Genomic DNA, 19320 nt, shown 5'->3' on the forward strand with positions numbered 1-19320 from the left:
CACTGCCCGCAACTAAGTTGTGCACAACTTAATTGCGGGCTATGGTTCAGCGGTGACCGATGACCTGGTGCTGCGCCGGCAGGTGTGCTTCGCGCTCTACGCCGCGTCGCGCGCACTTACCGACGTCTACCGGCCGATCCTCGACGAAGTCGGGTTGACCTACCCGCAGTACCTGGTGCTGCTGGTGCTCTGGGAGCGTCCCGACGACGCCCCCACGGTGTCCGAGCTGGGCACCGAGCTGCGGCTGGACTCCGGCACGCTCTCCCCGCTGCTCAAGCGGCTGGAGGGGGCGGGCCTGGTGGTCCGGCGGCGGTCGGCCCGCGACGAGCGGCGGGTCGAGGTGGGCCTCACCGAGCAGGGTCGGGCGCTGCGCGAGCAGCTCTGCGACGTCCCGTTGCGGATCGCGCAGGCCACCGGGCTGGGCTTCGGCGAGCTTGTCGCGCTGCGCGACACCCTCACCAGGATCACCGACACCATTCACCGACAGAAGGAGCAGTGACTCTCATGCAGGTGCTCTACACCGCGTCCGCGACCGCAAGCGGCGACGGCCGCAACGGCCACGTCGAGACCTCCGACGGCACGTTCGCGCTCGACCTGGCCGTGCCGAAGGAGATGGGCGGCGCTGGCGGCGCGGCCAACCCGGAGCAGCTCTTCGCCGCCGGTTACGCGGCCTGTTTCCACGGCGCGCTGCGGCTGGTGGCCCGCCAGGCCAAGGCCGACGTGACCGGCTCCGTCGTCGGCGCCGAGGTGGGCATCGGCCCGAATGGCAGCGGTGGCTTCGGGCTCACCGTGCAGCTCGTCGTCGACCTGCCCGCCGTGCCCCGCGAGGCCGCCGAGCAGCTGGTCGAGCAGGCCCACCAGGTCTGCCCGTACTCCAACGCCACCCGCGGCAACATCGACGTCGCGCTGACCGTCCGCGAGACCCTGTCCGCGTGACATCGCGGCCCAGGCCCCCATTCGCGGACGAGAGGACGACCACCCGATGACCAGCAACCGCGAGATCCACCTGGCCCGCCGCCCCGTCGGCTGGCCCACCGACGACGACTTCCGGCTCGTCGAGACCGACGTTCCGACGCCCGGACCGGGCCAGATCGTGGTCCGCAACCAGTACATGTCCGTCGACCCGTACATGCGCGGGCGGATGAACGACGTCAAGTCGTACGTGGCGCCGTTCGCGCTCGACGCGCCGCTCGATGGTGGCGCGATCGGCGAGGTGGTGGCCAGCGAGGCGGCGGAGTTCGCCGTCGGGACCACCGTCCTGCATGGGCTCGGCTGGCGGGAGTACGCGCTGCTCGACGCGTCCGCCGCCCGTCCGGTCGACCCGAGCGTCGCTCCGATCAGCGCGTACCTGAGCGTTCTCGGCATGACCGGGCTGACCGCGTACGCCGGGCTGCTGGAGGTGGCCGCGATGAAGCCCGGCGAGACGGTCTTCGTCTCCGCCGCGGCTGGCGCGGTCGGCAGCCTGGTCGGCCAGATCGCCAAGCTCAAGGGTGCTGGCCGGGTGATCGGCAGCGCCGGCTCGCCGGCCAAGGTCGAGCGGCTGCGGGCGCTGGGCTTCGACGCGGCCTTCGACTACCACGACGGGTCGGTCCGCGAGTCGCTGCGGGCCGCCGCTCCGGACGGCGTCGACGTCTACTTCGACAACGTCGGCGGCGACCACCTGGAGGCGGCGATCTCGGTGATGAACCTGCATGGCCGCGCCGCCATCTGCGGCATGATCTCGCAGTACAACGCCACCGAGCCGCCGGCCGCGCCGCGCAACCTGGCACTTGTCATCGGCAAGCGGCTCACCCTGCGCGGCTTCATCGTCGGCGACCACAACGACGTGCGTTCGGCGTTCGTCCGCGACGTCGCCGGTTGGCTGCGCGACGGCACGCTCTCCTACGACGAGACGATCGTCGACGGCATCGAGAACGCCCCGGCGGCGTTCCTCGGCCTGCTGCGCGGCGACAACCTCGGCAAGATGCTCGTCAAGGTGTGACGCAGACCTCGTTCACGGCGGTCGGCCCGATCGGGTCGGCCGCCGTGCCGCGTGCGGGCGATAGGCTCGCGGCATGACGGTGGCGGTACGGGTGATCCCCTGTCTGGACGTGGACGCCGGGCGGGTGGTCAAGGGGGTCAACTTCCTCGACCTGCGTGACGCCGGCGACCCGGTGGAGTTGGCCGCCGCGTACGACCGGGCCGGCGCGGACGAGCTGACCTTCCTCGACGTCACCGCGTCCTCCAGCGACCGGGGCACCATGCTCGACGTGGTGCGCCGCACCGCCGAGTCGGTGTTCATCCCGTTGACCGTCGGTGGCGGGGTCCGGCAGGTCGCCGACGTGGACACGCTGCTGCGGGCCGGGGCGGACAAGGTCGGCGTGAACACCGCTGCCATCGCCCGGCCGGAGCTGATCGCCGAGATCGCCGACCGGTTCGGCCGGCAGGTGCTCGTGCTCTCCCTCGACGTGCGGCGGTCGCCGGGCGGCGGCACGCCCAGTGGCTTCGAGGTCACCACGCACGGCGGTCGGCGCGGCACCTGCATTGACGCCGTGTGGTGGGCACACCGGGGCGCCGAGCTGGGCGCGGGGGAGATCCTGCTCAACTCGATGGACGCCGATGGCACCAAGGCGGGCTTCGACCTGGAGTTGATCGCCGCGGTGCGAGCGGTCGTGGACGTGCCGGTGGTGGCCAGTGGGGGTGCCGGCGAGGTGGCCCACTTTCCGCCCGCGATCGGCGCTGGCGCGGACGCGGTGCTCGCCGCCAGCGTCTTTCACTTCGGCGAGCTGACCGTGGCTGAGGTCAAGGACGCGCTGCGGGTCAGCGGCCACCCGGTGCGCTGAGTCGGTCAGCGCTCGCCGGAGTGCCCCTCCGGTGACCGGCGGGGCGTGGGGATCGAACGGACCGCGTACTCCTGGACGGCTGCCGCGTGGTCGGACTCGTCCAAAATCCAGTCGGCGGTGCCCGGCTCGTGCCGGCGGGTCAACACGCCCTGCACGGTGTCCACCATGGTCGCGACACCCGCGCGCGGACGGGTACGCCAGAGCTGCTCACCCTCGGCGGTGATCCGGAACCAGCCGTCGGCGACGCTCACCAGCCCGGCGCCGACCAGTCGCTGGACCGCGGCCTCCACCTCGTGTCGCTGCGGGATCGCATGGTTGAGGTGGTCGGCGGTGGAGAGCACGTCGGTCAGGCGGACGCCCTCGGGTCGTCGACTTGTCGCCGACCGACGGTGCCGCCCAGCCCCGCTCGCGATGACCAGCGACACGAAGATCCAGGCGTCCGTCCAGCGCCAACCGTTCTCCCCCATGCAGAGATGATGACGGCGCGCGTCGCGGAAGGGAACACCCACCCTCCTATCCGGTGCGCTGCACCACCACGCCGTACCGGTGCGCGGACGGTCGGTGAGGCGTTCAGCCGGCCGGCGCGGCGCTGCCCGCCGAGGGCGCGGCGCTGTCGGGTGCGCTGCCCTCCGGCACGGCGAACAGCGGGATGAAGAACTGCGCCAGCGGGCCGATGGCCAGCGCGTACGCGACGGTGCCGAGGCCGACCGTGCCGTCGAGCAGCCAGCCCAGCGCCAGCACGGTGACTTCGATGACGGTGCGTACCAGTCGGACCGACCGGCCGGGACGCCGGGCCACGTAACCGGTCATCAGGCCGTCGCGGGGACCGGGCCCCAACCGGGCGCCGAGGTAGAGAGCGGTGGCGGCGCCGTTGGCGACGATCCCGGTGATCAGCAACGCGATCCGGACGCCGAGCGGGCCCCCCGACGGGAGTAGGGCCAGTGTGGCGTCCACGACCAGGCCGATCACCACGACGTTGCTGACCGTGCCGAGGCCGGGCCGCTGGCGCAGCGGAATCCAGAGCAGCAGGACCAGCGCGCCGACGCCGATGGTGACCGTGCCGAAGGAGAGCCCGGTCAACTTGGCGAGGCCCTGGTGGAACACGTCCCACGGGTCGAGGCCCAGGTGGGAGCGGATCATCAGGGCCATGCTGATGCCGTAGAGCGCGAGCCCGAGGTAGAGCTGAACCAACCGTCGAGCCGGCCGGTGCCGCAGATTGCCAAGCAGTGCCATGCATGCCACCCTAGGTGCCAATCCTCGTCGAGGAAGAAGCCAATATCCGAGGAGTGGCTATGACTGGGCAGGTGCGCGGCGTCCAATTGGCCCGTCTGCTCGGGCAGTGGCATGCCCTGCCGGGCCGTCGACGCAGCCCTGACTATGCCGCTCTGGCCGGCACGGTGCGCGGGCTGCTCGCCGACGGTCGGCTGCCGCTGGGCGTTCGCCTGCCGGCCGAACGGGAGCTGGCCGAGGCGCTGCGGATCAGTCGGACCACGGTCACCGCCGCCTACCGGCAACTGCGCGAGACCGGGCACCTGGCCAGCCGTCGAGGTGCGGGCAGCTGGACCATGCTGCCCGGCAACCATCGAGTGGCCAGCACCGGCCTGTGGACCCCGCTGGACGACCGGGAGATGCTCGACCTCGGCGTCGCCGCGCTGGCTGCCCCGCCGCAACTACTGTCGGCCGCCCGGGCCGCCACCGAGGACCTGCCCCGCTACCTGAGCGGGGCCGGCTACCACCCGACCGGCATCGTCGAGCTGCGCGAGGCGGTGGCCGACACGTACACCGCCCGGGGTCTGCCCACCTCGGCCGACCAGATCATGGTCACCAGCGGCACCCAGCACGCACTGGATCTGGTGTTGCGGCTAGCCCTGACCCCGGGCGGCAACGTGCTTGTCGAGTCCCCGACCTACCCCAACGCGCTCGCCGCGCTGGCCGGCCGACGGGCCCGGATCGCCACCCACGGCCTCGCCGCCGACGCCGGCTGGGAGCCCGACCTCCTGCTGGGCAGCCTCCGGCAGACCCGGCCCAAGCTGGCGTACCTGATTCCGGAGTTCCAGAACCCGACGGGGCACCTGATGCCCGCCTCGCTGCGCGAGCGCGTGGTGGCCGCCGCCCACGCGGTCGGCACCGATCTGATCATCGACGAGTCCTTCGTGGACCTGCCGATGGACGGCACCGAGCTGCCACCCCCGGTCGCCACCTACGACCGGCACAGCCGGGTGATCAGCATCGGGGGGATGAGCAAGCCCTACTGGGGTGGCCTGCGGATCGGCTGGGTGCGCGCGTCCGCGCCGCAGGTGCAGCGGCTGGCCGCCGTGCGGGTCGGGGTCGACATGGCCAGCCCGGTGCTGGACCAGCTGGTCGCGGTGCACCTGCTCGCCGACGCGGACGCCATCGTCGCCGACCGCCGCGTCCAGTTGGCCGTCCAGCGCGACGCCCTGCTCGGCGCGCTGGCGCACCGGCTGCCAGAGTGGCGGGTCACCGTGCCGCGCGGTGGCGTGACGCTCTGGGCCGAGTTGGACGGCCCGGTCTCCAGCGCGCTGGCCCGGGCCGCGGAGGAGGTCGGCGTACGGCTGGCACCTGGCCCCCGGTTCGGCCTGGACGGCACCCTGGAGCGCTTCCTGCGGCTGCCGTTCACCCTGCCCGCGGCGGACCTCGTGGAGGCCGTCGGGCGAATCGCGGCGATCCGCTACGACCTCGACCGGGCCGCCGGTCAGCGGTGGCGCGAGCCGGCCGTCATCGCCTGAGCGCCGCTGCGCCGCGAACGCCGGTGGCCCCGCACCCGAGCGGGTACGGGGCCACCGGCGATCCGTCAGAGCTCGGCGAGGGTGCCGGCGTACATCTTGTCGATCTCGGCGGAGAAGTTGCTCTCCACACCACGCCGCTTGATCTTCAACGACGGGGTGATCTCGCCGTCCTCGATCGTCAGGTCGCGCGGCAGGATGGCCACCTTCTTGATCGTCTCCCAGCGGTTGAGCTTGGCGTTGAGCTGGGCGACGTACTCCTCGACCATCGTCTGGGCCTCAGCCGAGGCGACGATCTCGGTGTAGCTGCGCCCTTCGAGGGGGCCACCGGCGACCCAGCCGCGGATCGCGTCCGGGTCCAGGGTGACGAGCATCGTGCAGAAGTTGCGGGCCTGACCGACGACGACCGCCTGCGAGGTGTACGGGCAGATGGCCTTGAACATCCCCTCGATGTGCGACGGCGCGATGTACTTGCCGCCCGAGGTCTTGACCAGGTCCTTCTTGCGGTCGGTGATCCGTAGGTAGCCCTGCTCGTCGAGGGTGCCGATGTCACCGGTACGGAAGAAGCCGTCCTCGGTGAACGAGGCAGCGGTCTCCTCCGGCAGGTTGTGGTAGCCGCGCATGACCGGCCGACCACGTACCAGGATCTCCCCGTCGGTGTCGATCCGGCACTCCAGGTCACCCATCGCCCGGCCCACCGTGCCGATCCGCAGACCCGCCGGCGGGTTGACGAAGTTGCCGGCGCTGGTCTCGGTCAAGCCGTAGCCCTCGGAGATCGGCAGGTTCGCGGCGGCGAAGAAGGTGGCGATCTCCGGGCTGAGCGGCGCGGCGCCGGACACCAGCACCCGCATCCGCCCACCCAGGCGGGCCTGGAGCTTGCTGAACACCAGCTTCTCGGCCAGCCCGTAGCGCAGCTTCAGCCCAGCCGGCACCGGCTTGCCGGCCTGTTCCAGGGCGACCTTCTCCTTGCCGATGCCGACGGCCCAGGAGAAGATCTTCGCCTTCGCGCCTCCGGCGCCCTGCGCGGTGGTCACGGCCTTGTTGTAGACCTTCTCGAACACGCGAGGAGCGCCGCACATCAGCGTCGGACGGATGACCGAGAGCAGCTCGACCAGCTTGTCTACCCGCCCGTCGACGTAGGTGGGCAGGCCGACGTGGATGGCGCCGCAGAGCAGGGTCTTGCCGAACGAGTGGGCCAGCGGCAGCCACAGGTACTGCAGGTCGTCGTCGCGCAGCAGCCCGACCTCCGCCTGCGCCACGGCCTCCCAGCACCAGCCACCGTGCAGCAGCTCGACGCCCTTCGGCTGACCGGTGGTGCCGGAGGTGTAGATCAGAGTGGCCAGGTGGTCCGGGCCGATGCCGGCCACGAGCATGTCGATCAGATCCGGCTCGGCGGCCAGCGCCTGGGTGCCGCGCTCCTCCAACTCGGCGAGCGTCAGCTGCCCAATCGCGGCGGCCGGGTCGACGGCACCGTCGAGGAGCACCACATGGGTGAGCGCGGGCAGGGTCGCGCCGGCGATCTTCGCCGCCTGGGCCGGGTTCTCCGCGAACAGCACCTTCGACGCGGAGTCGGCGATGATGTACGTCGCGTCCGCCGGCTCGGTGGTCGGGTAGACGGTGGTGGTCGCGCCGCCGGCGCACATGATGCCGAGGTCGGCGATCACCCACTCCAGCCGGGTGTTGGCGAGGATCGCGACCGGATCCTCCGGGCCGACGCCCAGGCCGTGCAGGCCGGCGGCGACCGCCTTGGCGCGCTGGCCGACCTGGGCCCAGGTCAGCCAGGCAGGCCCCGAGTTGTCCGGGTTCGGGGACGCGAACGCGGGCCGGTCGGGGGTGGCCGCCACACGCTTGAGGAACATGTCCGGGATGGAGCGGTACGGTACATCGAGAGCCATCGCTGTAGCCGCCTTCGGGGGTGGTGGCGTGACGGTCGTCACGTCATGATGGTTACCGAAGAGTATTGCCTGGCACCGTGCATCGGCTAGCCCTGGTGATCGTCCGGCGGTCCCATCCCACCAACCGGTACGGTCGATCAGGCGTACCGGGCAGCCACCACTGACCAGTCGTAGGTGGCCCGGACCCAGTTGCGCCGAGCGGCCAGCGCGTCGCGGATCCCGTCGTCGCCGGCGGCCAGGAGCACCTGCTCCGCGTCCAGGTACGTCGCCAGCCCCTGGTTGAACCGGTCCGCCGCCCTTCGGAGCGCGGTCGCCTCGTCCGTGTCGCTGTCCTGAGCGATCACCGTCACCAGGTTGTGCGCGTCCGGGTCGGCCCGGCTCTCCTTGCCGTAGGAGAAGAGGTCGTTGCACCAGCAGACCAGGTCCACCGCCAGCAGGTCCAGGGCGACCAGCCCCGGGTCGGCGCGCTGGGCTGGCCCGGGCTGCCGCGTCGACGCCAGGTCGGTCAGGGTGAGGCAGGGGTGTACCCCGCCGATGTGCCGGCGCAGTTGGACGTACTCCGCCACCTCGGGCACCCGCCGACGTTCCCGGTTGGCGGCCTCCCAGAGCAGCGCCAACAGGTACTCCCGCATCTGGCTGACGAACCGCAGCAGCAACGCCGCGTGGTCGTGCAGCCGGGTGCGGCGGCAGAGGTCGTGCAGCGCGTCGCCCAGCGGCCCGACGGCGGGCGGTGCGACGTCCGGGTCACCGCACCGGTCGAGCACGTCGAGCAGGGTGCTGATCGCCGGGCCGAGTCGGGCCGGGTCGGCACCGAGGCCGTCCTCGTCGCAGGCGTCGTCCATCACGAAGAGCCAGCTGATCAGGTCGGTGAGCAGTCGTAGCCCGTCCACCGAGCCGTCCGGGCAGGCGCGGCCGGCCAGTCCGGCGGCGTCGGCCCGTTGGAGCCGGTGCACTCGTTGGCTGGAATCGACCAGCCCGAACGAGCGCGCCCACTCGACGCTCTCGCTCGCTACCTGGTCGGTGGCACCGTGGCGCCCCGTGGGAAACGGAGGCTCCCGCAGCGCCGAGATTGCGAAACTTCGCACAGTGCGCCCCCACTTCGTGCCGCCCGGCGCGGAGCGGCGCGGTGAAGCGTACGGGAGGAGGTATCAGCGTGCTTCGCTGGGTGTGGGAAAATCCACAACCCTTACGTGACCGCTTATGAACACAGAGTCACATGCCCAGGTGGGCAACGCGCAGTCGCCGAGCGGCCTCGGCCGAACCATTCAGTTGGACCCGGGCCACCCGTTGCCGGCCGGAGAAGAAGAGCACCAGCTCGGCCGGGGCGCCGACCACCCGCAGCGGCTCGCCGCCGCGACCGACGGAGACCTCACCGTGGCCGGGGGCCTGCACGTAGAGGTCCGCCGGAAAGCGGCGCAGTGCCAGCCGGGCCATCGGGGCCGCGCGTTTCCAGAGCGCGCTCTGCAGGCCGGTGGGCAGATCGCGGGGCTGCCACCCGGAGCTGGCCCGTCGGACGTCCTCGTGATGGATGAAGAACTCCATCGTGTTGGCCAGCTCGTCGGTCACCGGGTTGCTGACCGGGCTCCACAGCGGCGGTCGCCGCACCTGCGCCACCAGCTCGGCGTAGGGCCGCGCCGCGAGTCGCTGACGGACCCGCTCGGCGTAGCCGCGCAGCGGCGGCAGCACGATCCCACCCGCCGCGTCCGGACGGCGCTCCCGCAGCACCAGATGCGCGGCGAGGTCGCGGGTCGCCCAGCCCTCGTTGATCGTCGGGGCGGTCGGCCCGAGGGCCAGGAGGAGATCGGCCAGCGCCTCGCGCTCGGCTCGGGCGTACCGCGGCATGGCCCGATCGTAGGCCCGGCGGCCCGTCGGCGCGCGACGGCGGACGCCGGGTCGGCGTCTGTCGCGCACCGCCGTCCGGTACGTGACGGTTGACATATCCGGTCGGGGTCGGCGGCACTGGCCCGGACCGGTAAGGATGAGGGAGATAATTGCGGCTTACGGCGGGGGAGAGCGTGGCGAGCAAGACAAGTCGGGACGTTCTCAGTCGAGGGCTGGGGGTCCTGCGGCAGGCGATCCGCGAGCAGCCGCGGATCTTCGCGGTGGCGGTCGTCGGCAGCGTGCTCTTCGGCGGGATGATCATTGTCAGCGCCCGGGTCGTCGGGTCGGTCATCGGCGAGGTGGCGCTCCCGTCCATCGAGCGCGGCGAGGTGGGTTCCGGCACCCTGGCGCTGGCCGCGGCCGCGTTGTTCGGGATCAGCGTGCTGCGGGTGGCGGGCATCTTCGGCCGCCGGCTCGGCGCCGGCTACATGCAGTACCGCCTCCAGGCCTCCTACCGCCGCCGGGTCACCCGTCGGTACCTGGAACTGCCGCTGTCCTGGCACCACCGCAACTCCACCGGCACCCTGCTGTCCAACGCCAACTCCGACGTGGAGGCGGCCTGGTACCCGATCGCGCCGCTGCCGTTCGCCGTCGGCACGCTGGTGATGCTGGTCGGCGCGATCGTGTCGCTCTTCGCCACCGATTGGGCGCTCGCACTGGTCGGCCTTGCGGTCTTCCCCGCGCTGTTCGCGCTCAACGTCGTCTACTCCCGCCGGATGGCCCCCCGCCAGGCCCGGGCGCAGCGCCTGCGCGCCGAGGTCAGCGGGATCGCCCACGAGAGCTTCGACGGCGCCCTGGTGGTCAAGACGATGGGCCGGGAGGCCCAGGAGACCGCCCGGTTCGCCGGCCGCGCCGGTGAGCTGCGCGACTCGTTGATCGCGGTCGGTCGGCTGCGCGGCGTCTTCGACCCACTGCTGGAGACGTTGCCCAGCCTCGGCACCCTCGCCGTGCTGGTGGTCGGGGCGTTCCGGCTGCGTCAGGGCGCGATCAGCGTGACCGAGCTGGTCAGCGTGGCCTTCCTCTTCACCGTGCTGGCCTTTCCGGTGCGGGCCATCGGTTGGGTCCTGGCCGAACTGCCGCGCAGCGTCGCCGGCTGGGACCGGGTGCGCCGGGTGCTCGACGCCACCGGCGAGATGCCGTACGGGCAGCGCGTGCTCGATTCGGCCAGCTCCGGCCCGGCCACCCTCACCTTCAGCGACGTGCACTACTCCTACCCACCGGCGGAGGCGCACCCGCCCGGCGCGCAGGTCCTCGGCGAGGTCGGCTTCACGGTGCCGTCCGGTCGGACGGTCGCCCTGGTCGGGCCCACCGGCGCCGGCAAGTCCACAATCGCCTCGTTGGCGGTGCGCCTGGTCGACCCGGACTCCGGCGCGGTGTGCCTGGACGGGGTGGACGTGCGCGAGCTGACCTCCGCGTCGCTGGCCGGCACGGTGGCCCTGGTTGCCCAGGTGCCGTTCATCTTCGATGACACGGTCCGCGCCAACATCGCCCTCGACCGGCCGGGCGTCGACGACGAGGTGGTCTGGGCGGCACTGCGGCTGGCCGAGGCAGACGGGTTCGTCGCCGCGCTGCCCGACGGTCTGGACACCATGGTCGGCGAGCGCGGCACCTCGCTCTCCGGCGGTCAGCGGCAGCGGCTCACCCTGGCCCGCGCGTTGGCCGGTCGGCCGCGCCTGCTGGTGCTCGACGACGCGACAAGCGCGGTCGATCCTCGAGTCGAGGCGGCCATCCTGGCGGGGTTGCGGTCGTCGACGGCCGAGGCGGGGGTGCCGGCCGCGTCCATCCTGGTGGTGGCGTACCGCCGGGCCACCATCGCGCTCGCCGACGAGGTCATCTACGTGGAGCAGGGACGGGTGGTCGCCCGGGGTACCCACAGCGAGCTGTTGGCCACCGTGCCCGGCTACGTCGACCTGGTCACCGCCTACGAGCAGGCCGAGGTCGAGCGTGCGCAGGAGAGTTCGTACGGCGACGAGGTGGCGCCGCTGCCGTCGGGCCTGGAAATCGAGGTGGACCGGTGAGCGCGAGGAGTGCAGCGAAGCGGAGCCCCGCAGTCGCGAACGAAAGGCCAGCCCGGTGAGCGTGACGGTAAAAGGTGAGATGCCCGAGACGCGGGAGGAGACGACCTGGCAGACGCTGCGTCGGGGGCTGGCGCTCTCGCCGGAGCTACGGACCGGTCTGGCCGGCACGTTGGCTCTGGCGTTGGTCTACATGGTCGGTCGGGTCGCCGTGCCGGTCGCCGTGCAGCAGGGCATCGACCGGGGCATCGTCGGCGGTCTGAACCTGAACGTGGTCTGGTCGGTGGTGGCGATCACCGCGGCGATCCTGGCGATCACCACGGTCTGCGGGTACCTGATGATGCGCCGGCTGTTCACGGTCAGCGAGACGGCGCTGGCGAACGTCCGGACCCGGGCGTTCCGACACGTGCACGACCTGTCGATGTTGCACCAGCAGTCGGAGCGGCGGGGTTCGCTGGTCTCGCGGGTGACCAGCGACGTCGACCAGATCACCCAGTTCCTCCAGTGGGGCGGGGTGATCCTGCTGGTCAACCTGGGTCAGCTGGTGGTCACCACCGCCGTCATGCTGGCGTACTCCTGGCAGTTGACCCTCGTGGTGTTGGCCGCGTTCCTGCCGGCGGTGTTCGTCATCCGGCGGTTGCAACGCCGCCTCGGGTCGGCGTACGCGACGGTGCGTCAACGCACCGGGGCGCTGCTCGGCGCGATCGGCGAGAGCGTGGTGGGCGCGCCGGTGATCCGGGCGTACGGGATCGCGGGGCGTACCGAGCGGCGGTTGGACGAGGCGATCGACGGGCAGCGTCTGGCGCAGCAGCGGGCGATCCGGATCAGCATCGTGGGCAGCTCGGTCGGGGAGTTGGCGGCGGGGTTGGCGCTGGCTGGCGTGGTGGTGCTCGGGGTGGTGCTGGGGGTGGACGGCACGCTGTCGATCGGCCAGCTGACCGCGTTCCTCTTCCTGGTGACGCTCTTCATCCAGCCGGTGCAGATCGCCACCGAGGTGCTCAACGAGGCGCAGAACGCGATCGCCGGCTGGCGTCGGGTGCTGGACGTGCTGGACGTCGCCCCGGACGTGGCCGACCCGGGGGAGCAGGGGCGGCAGCTGCCGGGTGGGCCGCTGGACATCCGGTTCGCCGGTGTGCGGTTCGCCTACCCGGGTGGTCCGCCGGTGCTGCACGACATCGACCTGGAGATTCCGGCGAAGAGTCGGGTGGCGGTGGTCGGTGAGACCGGCAGCGGCAAGACCACGTTCGCCAAGTTGCTGACCCGTCTGATGGACCCGTCGGCCGGGGCGGTGCTGCTGTCCGGGGTGCCGCTCACGGACGTCCGATTCGACTCGCTGCGCTCCCGCGTGGTGATGGTGCCGCAGGACGGGTTCCTCTTCGACGCGACGGTGGGGGACAACGTCCGGTTCGCCCGGCCGGAGCTGACCGACGAGCAGCTCAGCGTCGCCTTCACCGAGCTGGGCCTGTCGGACTGGCTGGAGGGTCTGCCGGCGGGCCTGGACACGCCGGTCGGGGAGCGTGGCGAGGCGCTCAGCGTCGGGGAGCGGCAGCTTGTCGCGTTGGCCCGCGCGTACGTGGCCGACCCGGACCTGCTGGTGCTCGACGAGGCGACAAGCGCGGTGGACCCGGCGACCGAGGTGCGGTTGCAACGCACGTTGGACGCGGTCACCAGAGGTCGGACCACCCTCGCGATCGCGCACCGACTCTCCACGGCGCAGGCCGCCGACGAGGTGATCGTGGTGGACCGGGGCCGAGTGGTGCAGCGCGGCCCGCACGACGAGCTGGTCCGCGACGCCGATTCGGTCTATGGCCTGCTCTACGCCTCCTGGCTGGAGCAGACCCGGTGAGTTGGTGGACGTCGACGGGTGGGTGCTCTAGGCTCCGGGTTAGGTAAGCCTAACCTTTGAAGGAGGTCGCACCCATGCGGCCCAACCCCGCCGAGATCGTTCGTACCCTCGTCGCCGGCCGCCTGCCCGGCCTCGTCCACCTGGCCCACCGGCCGGGCCCGCACCACGCCCGGCACGTCACCGACTCGGACGGGCGGGTGCTGCTGCTGGTGCCGGTGGCCAGCCACCTGGCCGCCGCCCTGCAGCCGACCGCCGGGGGCAGCGACGTCGCGGTGGTCCTCGACGTGCTCGACCTGCCGCCCGCCGCTGGAGCGCCCGGCCTGGGTCGTGCCTGGGTGTCGGGCTGGGCGGCCGAGTTGCGCGGCGACGAGGTCCGCCGCGCGGCGGTCGACTTCGCCGCGGTGGAGCCGACCGGTGACCTGCTCGACCTGGGTACCCGGTTCCGGCTGTTCCGCTTCGAGGTGGTCGAGGTCCGCTGGGAGCGGGCCGGCGTCGTGCACCGGGTCGACCCGGTGGAGTACGCCGAGGCCGAGCCGGACCCGGTGCACCCGGTCGAGGCCCGCCTCCTCGCCGACCTCGCCGAACGCCACGGCGCCCAGGTCACCGACTATTTGCGCCGGCAGCTCGGGTTGACCGAGCAGACCCCGGACGGGCCGCCCCGGGTGGTGCGCATCGACCGCTACGGGCTGGTGGTCGCCGTCGGCCAACCCGGTGCCCGACGTCGGATCCGGCTGGCGTTCCCAGGCCCGGTGGCCGATCCGGCCGAGCTGCCGCAACTGCTGCCACCGCTACGACTCCCGGCCGACGCCCGCCCGCCGCGCTAGCTCGGCAGTGGACCGGTGAGGTAACGCTGGATGGTGGGGCCAACCGTGGCGACCAGGGTTTCCAGGTCGGCGGAGGCGACCGGCTCAAGGCGCACCACATGCCGCATCAGGGCCAGGCCGATCATCTGGGTGGCCACCAGGGACCCCCGCAGCGGTAGCTCGGCCGGGTCGACGTCGAGGTTTTCCAGCACCCGGCGCAGCACCTGCGTGGTGATGAACTCGCGCAGCAACCGCGCGGTCCACTCGTTGCTCACCGCCGAGCGCAGCAACGCCACCCCGGCGCTGCCAGCCGGGGAGTCCCAGATGCCGAGGAAGGTGCGCACCATGCGCTCGCCGACGGCGTCCCGGTCACCGGCGAGCACCTTCGGCACCAGCTGACCGGGGTCGACGGGGAAGTTCATCGCGGCCAGGAAGAGCTGGTCCTTGCTGCCGAAGTAGTGGTGCACCAGCGCCGGGTCGACCTCCGCCGTGCCGGCGATGGCCCGGATCGAGGCGGCGTCGAAGCCGCGCTCGGCGAACGCCGAGCGCGCCGCGTCGAGAATCGCCTCCCGGGTGCCCGGTTTGCCGGGTCGCCGGCCGGTCCGCCGCGTCATCGCCGTCCTTCGTTCGTCCACCTGGGCCACGTCGTGGGCCGGGCTCGGCCCACGACGTGGCCGGGGTCAGCCGCCACGCTGGCCGCTGCTGCCCCCGGCCCCCGCCGTCAGCCGCTGCGTCGGCGCAGGGTGGCCGCCGCGAGCACCAGCGCCAGCACCACCGCGCCGAACACCACCGCCACGTCCCGCCACATCCGGCCGGTCGGCTCGGCATGGGCGCCGACCTCCTGCAACGCCTCGATGGCGTACGACAGGGGGAAGGCGTCACTGAGCGCCTGGAGCCAGCCGGCCATCTGGTCGCGGGCCACGAACAGCCCGCAGAGCAGCAGTTGGGGGATCACCACGACTGGCAGGAACTGTACTGCCTGGAATTCGGTGCGCGCGAAGGCACTGCACAGCAGCCCGAGGGCGACGCCGAGCACCGCGTCGAGCACGGCGATTCCGATCACCAACCCGATGCTGCCGGCGGTGTCCAGATCGAAGATCCAGTACGCCACGGCGGCGGCGACGGCGGCCTGTGCGGCGGCGGCCAGCCCGAACGCGATGCCGTAGCCGAAGAGCAGGTCGAGCTTGCCCAGCGGTGTGGTGAGCAGCCGCTCCAACGTGCCGGAGGTGCGTTCTCGCAGCATGGCGATGCTGGTCACCAGAAACATGATCACGAACGGGAAGATGCCGAGCATCACCAGCGCGATCCGGTCGAACGCCGTGGGCTGACCGGGTGGGGTCGGCTGGTCGGCGTACATGAAGTAGACCAGGGTGAGCAGGACGGCCGGCACCACCACGAGCAGCGCGATGGTCCGCCGGTCATGCCGGAGCTGCCGCAGGATGCGGCCGGTGGTGGCGGCGAGGATTCGCGGATTCATGCTGACTCCCGGGCGGCGGTCGCGTCGGTGCTGGTGGAGGTGGCCTCACCGGCCCGGATGAGGCGCAGGAACGCCTCGTCGAGGTCGTCCACGCCGGCGGCGGCGCGGATCGCGGCCGGGCTGTCGTCGGCGATCAACCGCCCCTGGCGGATCAGCAGCAGTTGGTCGCAGCGCGCCGCCTCGTCCATGACGTGGCTGGACACCAGCAGGGTGGTGCCGGCGGCGGCCATCGCGTGGAACCGGGCCCACAAATCGGCTCGCAGCACCGGGTCCTGCCCGACGGTCGGCTCGTCGAGGATCACCAGCTCCGGCTCGCCGACCAGGGCGCAGGCCAGGGAGGCGCGGCTGCGTTGACCTCCGGAGAGGGTGGCGACCAGTTGGCCAGCAGCCTCGGCGAGCCCGACGTCGCGGACCGCCCGGTCGGCCTCGCCGCGCCCGCGTCCGTAGAGGGCCGCGAAGTAGCGGGCGTTCTCCCGGACGGTCAGGTCGGCGTAGACGCTCGGTGCCTGGGTCAGGTAGCCCACCCGGTGCCTCAGCGCGGGGGTGCCCGCCGGTTGGCCGAGCACGGTGACCGTCCCGCCACTGACCAGCTGCACCCCGACCACCGCGCGCATGAACGTGGTCTTCCCGCTGCCGCTGGGGCCGAGCAGCCCGGTGACGGCGCCGCGCGGGACGCGGCAGCTGATGCCGTCCAGCACCCGCCGCCCACCCCGGTCGACGACCAGGTCGCGGACGGCTATCGCATCGTCCATCACGCACCTCCAATAAACTCATCATCTGTTGAACTCAACGCTAGATGAAATACTGATCCGCGCGCAACCAGGCCGCCGGCGGCCTCGAATGTCGACCGTCGCGCGGAGCGCAAGAACGGGCAGTAGGCTCCGGACCGGACACGAAGTCCGCCAACGGGCATTGCGTACCGATCGGACGTGCGGCACGATTGCGCAGTGGGTCACGCTCCGTTACCGGACAGCGGTTTTCTTGAGGATTGGGCCGCGCGATTGCGGCAGGCCGCCGAGCGGCCGGTCGTCGGCATCCTGTTGCGCGGCAGCCACGCCCGCCGCGCCGCCACCGCACACAGCGACGTCGACCTCGATGTGTTGGTCGGCGGCGCCCCGTACGCGGCCCGGCGGGCGTACCTGGCTGAGTCCGCGGGCCAGGTCACCCACGTCTCGGTGGCCGCCCGCGACGTCCGGTCCTGGGTGCATCGACTCGGCGAACCGGCCGACTGGGCGTTCGGGCTGCCGGTCACCGCGCCGGCGCGGCTGCTCTGGGCCGACCCGCACTGGCGGCCCCGGATCGATTTGCCGGTGCTCTGCCAGCCCGCCGAGCCACCCCGACTCGAAGAGCTGATCGCCACGCTCGGTAAGGCTGCCGCCGCCCGCGCGGCCAACGATCGTCTCGGGGTCCGGCTCGCCGCGGCCGATCTCGCGCGGCTCTGCCCGTCGGTGCTGCGCCCCGCCAACCCGTCCGTGCGGGTCTACTCCCGCCGGGCGGCCTTCGCGGCAGCACTGGAACTCCCGGTGGCCCCACCCGGCTACCGGACGGACATGCTGCTCTGCCTCGGGCTGCGTCCGGGCGCCACCGGGCAGCTCTGGGCAGCCGCCGTACGGCTGGTCGCCGGCACCCTGCCGTTGATCCGGCCGTACGCCGAGGAGATCGCCGAATCGGCCGGCGCGGACCTGGCCGCCGCCCTGGTCGACGGCCGGCTGGATCGCTACGTCGCCCAACTGGCCCGACCGGCCGGGCCGTCGACACCGCCGAAGCTCTCGGGGCCTTCGCCGCAGCCCCGGTGGGAGCGGTCGGCGGTACCCGCGCCGCGTGCGGGAGAATTGGTGACTGTGCCCGTACCTGACCCGCCGGTCACCGGCGTCCCCAGTGATTCGAACGAGCTGACCACGCCCGTGCCGGCCCGCCCGTCCCGGCTCGACCCGGCCATCGCGGCCCGGCTGCGCCGCACCGCCGACGGTCTGGTCGCCGCCGTGGTCCGGGCGCACGACTCCGGTGAGGTGCTGATGGTCGCCTGGATGGACGACGAGGCGTTGCACCGCACCCTCACCACTGGCCGGGCCACCTACTGGTCACGCAGCCGGCGCGAATACTGGGTCAAGGGCGCCACCTCCGGGCACCACCAGTACGTCCGGTCGGTCGCCCTGGACTGCGACGGGGACGCGCTGCTGGTGAGCGTGGACCAGGTCGGCGCCGCCTGCCACACCGGCCACCGGACCTGCTTCTTCACCGAGCTGCCTGTCACGGGGACGGAGGCACACTCATGACCGACGGCACCCTCAGCCCCGACCTGGCCACCTTCACCGAGCTGGCGGCCGCCTGGCGGGTCGTGCCGGTCACCCGACGGCTGCTGGCCGACGCGGAGACCCCGGTCGGGGTCTACCGGAAGCTGGCCGGTGGGCCGGGCACGTTCCTGTTGGAATCGGCCGAGCAGGGCGTCGGCTCGGCCGGTATGGCCTGGTCGCGGTATTCGTTCATCGGCGTACGCAGCAGCGCCACCCTCATCGAACGCGACGGCGTGGCTACCTGGCTCGGCCAACCGCCGGCCGGGTTGCCCACCGAGGGTGACCCGGTGCGGATGCTGCGGGAGACGGTGGCGGCGCTGGCCGGCCCGGTCGGGGACCCGTCCGACGGCCTGCCACCGCTGACCGGGGGCATGGTCGGCTACCTCGGCTACGACCTGATCCGGCGCTTCGAGCGGTTGCCCGAGCTGACCGAGGACGACCTGGGCGTCCCGGAGTTGGGCATGATGCTCGCCACCGACCTGGTGGTGCTGGACCACTACGACGGCTCGGCGATCCTGGTCGCCAACGCGGTGCTGCCGCCGTTGGACGCCCCGGACCGGGCCTCGCAGGTCGCCGCCGCCTACCACCAGGCGGTGGGCCGGTTGGACGCGATGACCACGGCGCTGTCCCGGCCCATCCCGCCGATGATCTCCACCGTCGAGCGTCCGCCGGCCGGTGAGGTGCTCTGCCGTACGCCCGACGGCGGTTACCCGAAGGCGGTGGAGGCGGCCAAGGAGGCGATCCGGGCCGGCGAGTGCTTCCAGATCGTGCTCTCCCAGCGCTTCGAGCGGTCCACCCACGCCGACCCGCTGGACGTCTACCGGGTGCTGCGCACCAGCAACCCCAGCCCGTACATGTACCTGCTGCGCTTCGACGGGTTCGACATCGTCGGCTCGTCCCCGGAGGCGCACCTCAAGGTCACCGGGGCCACGGACGGGCGGCGTCGGGCGTTGCTGCACCCGATCGCCGGCACCCGCCCGCGGGGCGGCACCCCGGCCGCCGACGCCGCGCTCGCCGCCGAGCTGCTCGCCGACCCGAAGGAACGGGCCGAGCACGTGATGCTCGTCGACCTCGGCCGCAACGACCTGGGTCGGGTCTGTCAGCCCGGCAGCGTGGAGGTGCCCGAGTTCGCCACCATCGAGCGGTACAGCCACGTCATGCACATCGTCTCCACCGTCACCGGCACGCTGCGTGACGACCAGTCCGCCTTCGACGCGCTCGCCGCGACCTTCCCGGCCGGCACGCTCTCCGGGGCACCCAAGGTACGCGCCATGGAGATCATCGAGGAGTTGGAGCCGGTCCGGCGTGGCCTCTACGGCGGCACGGTCGGCTACTTCGGCTTCGGCGGCGACCTGGACATGGCGATCGCCATCCGGACCGCGCTCATCCGCGACGGCCGCGCCTACGTGCAGGCCGGTGCGGGGGTGGTCGCCGACTCGGACCCGGCTGCCGAGGACCAGGAGACGCGGAACAAGGCCGCGGCCGTGCTGGCCGCGATCGCGGCCGCCGAAACACTCCGGCCAGCTCGGTGAGCGCGAGGAGT

The 19320-nt window shown here is 72.3% G+C and carries 18 protein-coding genes and 1 pseudogene; 11 read left to right on the plus strand and 8 right to left on the minus strand.

Annotated elements, in window-relative coordinates:
- Positions 1–52 precede the first annotated feature (52 nt).
- The 4 genes from IF46_RS0115205 to hisF all read left to right on the plus strand — a co-directional run bounded on the left by IF46_RS0115205 (position 53) and on the right by hisF (position 2822).
- On the plus strand, positions 53–499 hold the full coding sequence (locus IF46_RS0115205) for a MarR family winged helix-turn-helix transcriptional regulator (RefSeq protein WP_030488990.1): 447 nt from the start codon (positions 53–55) through the stop codon (positions 497–499).
- Between the two features lie 5 nt (positions 500–504).
- Complete coding sequence (locus IF46_RS0115210) at positions 505–936, plus strand: organic hydroperoxide resistance protein (RefSeq protein WP_030488991.1); 432 nt, start codon at positions 505–507, stop codon at positions 934–936.
- Between the two features lie 46 nt (positions 937–982).
- Positions 983–1981, plus strand: coding sequence for an NADP-dependent oxidoreductase (locus tag IF46_RS0115215; protein WP_030488992.1), 999 nt, complete (start codon positions 983–985; stop codon positions 1979–1981).
- Positions 1982–2054: 73 nt separating this feature from the next.
- Positions 2055–2822 carry an imidazole glycerol phosphate synthase subunit HisF gene (hisF, locus tag IF46_RS0115220; protein WP_030488993.1) on the plus strand — a complete coding sequence of 256 codons (768 nt, stop codon included), beginning with the start codon at positions 2055–2057 and terminating at the stop codon, positions 2820–2822.
- A gap of 5 nt (positions 2823–2827) precedes the next feature.
- On the opposite strand, the gene IF46_RS0115225 is transcribed toward hisF, so the two are convergent.
- A complete protein-coding gene (locus tag IF46_RS0115225) occupies positions 2828–3289 on the minus strand; it encodes a hypothetical protein (protein ID WP_030488994.1) in 462 nt (153 codons plus the stop codon).
- Positions 3290–3392: 103 nt separating this feature from the next.
- Positions 3393–4055, minus strand: a complete 663-nt coding sequence (locus IF46_RS0115230; protein WP_030488995.1) for a YczE/YyaS/YitT family protein — start codon at positions 4053–4055, stop codon at positions 3393–3395.
- A 59-nt stretch (positions 4056–4114) separates the two neighbouring features.
- On the opposite strand from IF46_RS0115230, the gene IF46_RS0115235 reads away from it, so the two are divergent.
- Positions 4115–5569 (plus strand): PLP-dependent aminotransferase family protein, encoded by a 1455-nt coding sequence (locus tag IF46_RS0115235; RefSeq protein WP_030488996.1) that lies wholly within the window; start codon positions 4115–4117, stop codon positions 5567–5569.
- Between the two features lie 65 nt (positions 5570–5634).
- On the opposite strand, the gene IF46_RS0115240 is transcribed toward IF46_RS0115235, so the two are convergent.
- From IF46_RS0115240 to IF46_RS0115250, 3 genes are all read right to left on the minus strand, one after another.
- Positions 5635–7461: an AMP-dependent synthetase/ligase gene (locus tag IF46_RS0115240; RefSeq protein WP_030488997.1), complete on the minus strand. Its 1827-nt coding sequence runs from the start codon at positions 7459–7461 to the stop codon at positions 5635–5637.
- Between the two features lie 137 nt (positions 7462–7598).
- Positions 7599–8546 (minus strand): terpene synthase family protein, encoded by a 948-nt coding sequence (locus IF46_RS0115245; protein WP_030488998.1) that lies wholly within the window; start codon positions 8544–8546, stop codon positions 7599–7601.
- A 127-nt stretch (positions 8547–8673) separates the two neighbouring features.
- Positions 8674–9303, minus strand: coding sequence for a TIGR03085 family metal-binding protein (locus IF46_RS0115250; RefSeq protein WP_030488999.1), 630 nt, complete (start codon positions 9301–9303; stop codon positions 8674–8676).
- A gap of 173 nt (positions 9304–9476) precedes the next feature.
- Here IF46_RS0115250 and IF46_RS0115255 point away from each other — a divergent pair, with 173 nt between their 5' ends.
- The 3 genes from IF46_RS0115255 to IF46_RS0115265 all read left to right on the plus strand — a co-directional run bounded on the left by IF46_RS0115255 (position 9477) and on the right by IF46_RS0115265 (position 14027).
- Positions 9477–11360: an ABC transporter ATP-binding protein gene (locus tag IF46_RS0115255; RefSeq protein WP_030489000.1), complete on the plus strand. Its 1884-nt coding sequence runs from the start codon at positions 9477–9479 to the stop codon at positions 11358–11360.
- A 79-nt stretch (positions 11361–11439) separates the two neighbouring features.
- The gene (locus IF46_RS0115260) at positions 11440–13203 is read left to right on the plus strand and encodes an ABC transporter ATP-binding protein (protein WP_030489001.1); all 1764 of its coding nucleotides are present in this window, start codon (positions 11440–11442) and stop codon (positions 13201–13203) included.
- Positions 13204–13277: 74 nt separating this feature from the next.
- Positions 13278–14027: a DUF2470 domain-containing protein gene (locus tag IF46_RS0115265; protein WP_030489002.1), complete on the plus strand. Its 750-nt coding sequence runs from the start codon at positions 13278–13280 to the stop codon at positions 14025–14027.
- Here the strand turns inward: IF46_RS0115265 and IF46_RS0115270 are convergent.
- The 3 genes from IF46_RS0115270 to IF46_RS0115280 all read right to left on the minus strand — a co-directional run bounded on the left by IF46_RS0115270 (position 14024) and on the right by IF46_RS0115280 (position 16235).
- Positions 14024–14620 carry a TetR family transcriptional regulator gene (locus tag IF46_RS0115270; RefSeq protein WP_030489003.1) on the minus strand — a complete coding sequence of 199 codons (597 nt, stop codon included), beginning with the start codon at positions 14618–14620 and terminating at the stop codon, positions 14024–14026. The two genes, IF46_RS0115265 and IF46_RS0115270, sit on opposite strands and share 4 nt — an antisense overlap.
- Positions 14621–14727: 107 nt before the next feature.
- Positions 14728–15483, minus strand: a complete 756-nt coding sequence (locus IF46_RS0115275; RefSeq protein ID WP_030489004.1) for an ABC transporter permease — start codon at positions 15481–15483, stop codon at positions 14728–14730.
- Positions 15480–16235 (minus strand): ABC transporter ATP-binding protein, encoded by a 756-nt coding sequence (locus IF46_RS0115280; protein ID WP_030489005.1) that lies wholly within the window; start codon positions 16233–16235, stop codon positions 15480–15482. Before IF46_RS0115280 ends, IF46_RS0115275 begins: the two co-directional genes overlap by 4 nt.
- Before the next feature lie 558 nt (positions 16236–16793).
- On the opposite strand from IF46_RS0115280, the pseudogene IF46_RS35180 reads away from it, so the two are divergent.
- The 3 genes and pseudogenes from IF46_RS35180 to IF46_RS0115290 form a co-directional block, all read left to right on the plus strand.
- A pseudogene (locus IF46_RS35180) lies at positions 16794–17069 on the plus strand (phosphoribosyl-AMP cyclohydrolase); the annotation flags it as partial.
- 255 nt (positions 17070–17324) lie between these two features.
- A complete protein-coding gene (gene hisI / locus IF46_RS35185; protein ID WP_030489006.1) occupies positions 17325–17759 on the plus strand; it encodes a phosphoribosyl-AMP cyclohydrolase in 435 nt (144 codons plus the stop codon).
- Positions 17756–19309 carry an anthranilate synthase component I gene (locus tag IF46_RS0115290; protein WP_030489007.1) on the plus strand — a complete coding sequence of 518 codons (1554 nt, stop codon included), beginning with the start codon at positions 17756–17758 and terminating at the stop codon, positions 19307–19309. Before hisI ends, IF46_RS0115290 begins: the two co-directional genes overlap by 4 nt.
- Positions 19310–19320 lie beyond the last annotated feature (11 nt).

The organism is Micromonospora chokoriensis, assembly GCF_000718555.1.
GTDB classification, from domain to species: domain Bacteria; phylum Actinomycetota; class Actinomycetes; order Mycobacteriales; family Micromonosporaceae; genus Micromonospora; species Micromonospora chokoriensis_B.

What these genes read in the sequence shown, in the direction of transcription:
- IF46_RS0115240 (WP_030488997.1), bottom strand. Translation starts at nt 7,461, where the DNA reads ATGGCTCTCGATGTACCGTACCGCTCCATCCCGGACATGTTCCTCAAG.
- IF46_RS0115230 (WP_030488995.1), bottom strand. Translation starts at nt 4,055, where the DNA reads ATGGCACTGCTTGGCAATCTGCGGCACCGGCCGGCTCGACGGTTGGTT.
- IF46_RS0115225 (WP_030488994.1), bottom strand. Translation starts at nt 3,289, where the DNA reads ATGGGGGAGAACGGTTGGCGCTGGACGGACGCCTGGATCTTCGTGTCG.
- IF46_RS0115280 (WP_030489005.1), bottom strand. Translation starts at nt 16,235, where the DNA reads ATGGACGATGCGATAGCCGTCCGCGACCTGGTCGTCGACCGGGGTGGG.
- IF46_RS0115235 (WP_030488996.1), top strand. Translation starts at nt 4,115, where the DNA reads ATGACTGGGCAGGTGCGCGGCGTCCAATTGGCCCGTCTGCTCGGGCAG.
- IF46_RS0115215 (WP_030488992.1), top strand. Translation starts at nt 983, where the DNA reads ATGACCAGCAACCGCGAGATCCACCTGGCCCGCCGCCCCGTCGGCTGG.
- IF46_RS0115260 (WP_030489001.1), top strand. Translation starts at nt 11,440, where the DNA reads ATGCCCGAGACGCGGGAGGAGACGACCTGGCAGACGCTGCGTCGGGGG.
- IF46_RS0115250 (WP_030488999.1), bottom strand. Translation starts at nt 9,303, where the DNA reads ATGCCGCGGTACGCCCGAGCCGAGCGCGAGGCGCTGGCCGATCTCCTC.
- IF46_RS0115270 (WP_030489003.1), bottom strand. Translation starts at nt 14,620, where the DNA reads ATGACGCGGCGGACCGGCCGGCGACCCGGCAAACCGGGCACCCGGGAG.
- IF46_RS0115265 (WP_030489002.1), top strand. Translation starts at nt 13,278, where the DNA reads ATGCGGCCCAACCCCGCCGAGATCGTTCGTACCCTCGTCGCCGGCCGC.
- IF46_RS0115210 (WP_030488991.1), top strand. Translation starts at nt 505, where the DNA reads ATGCAGGTGCTCTACACCGCGTCCGCGACCGCAAGCGGCGACGGCCGC.
- hisF (WP_030488993.1), top strand. Translation starts at nt 2,055, where the DNA reads ATGACGGTGGCGGTACGGGTGATCCCCTGTCTGGACGTGGACGCCGGG.
- IF46_RS0115275 (WP_030489004.1), bottom strand. Translation starts at nt 15,483, where the DNA reads ATGAATCCGCGAATCCTCGCCGCCACCACCGGCCGCATCCTGCGGCAG.
- IF46_RS0115290 (WP_030489007.1), top strand. Translation starts at nt 17,756, where the DNA reads ATGACCGACGGCACCCTCAGCCCCGACCTGGCCACCTTCACCGAGCTG.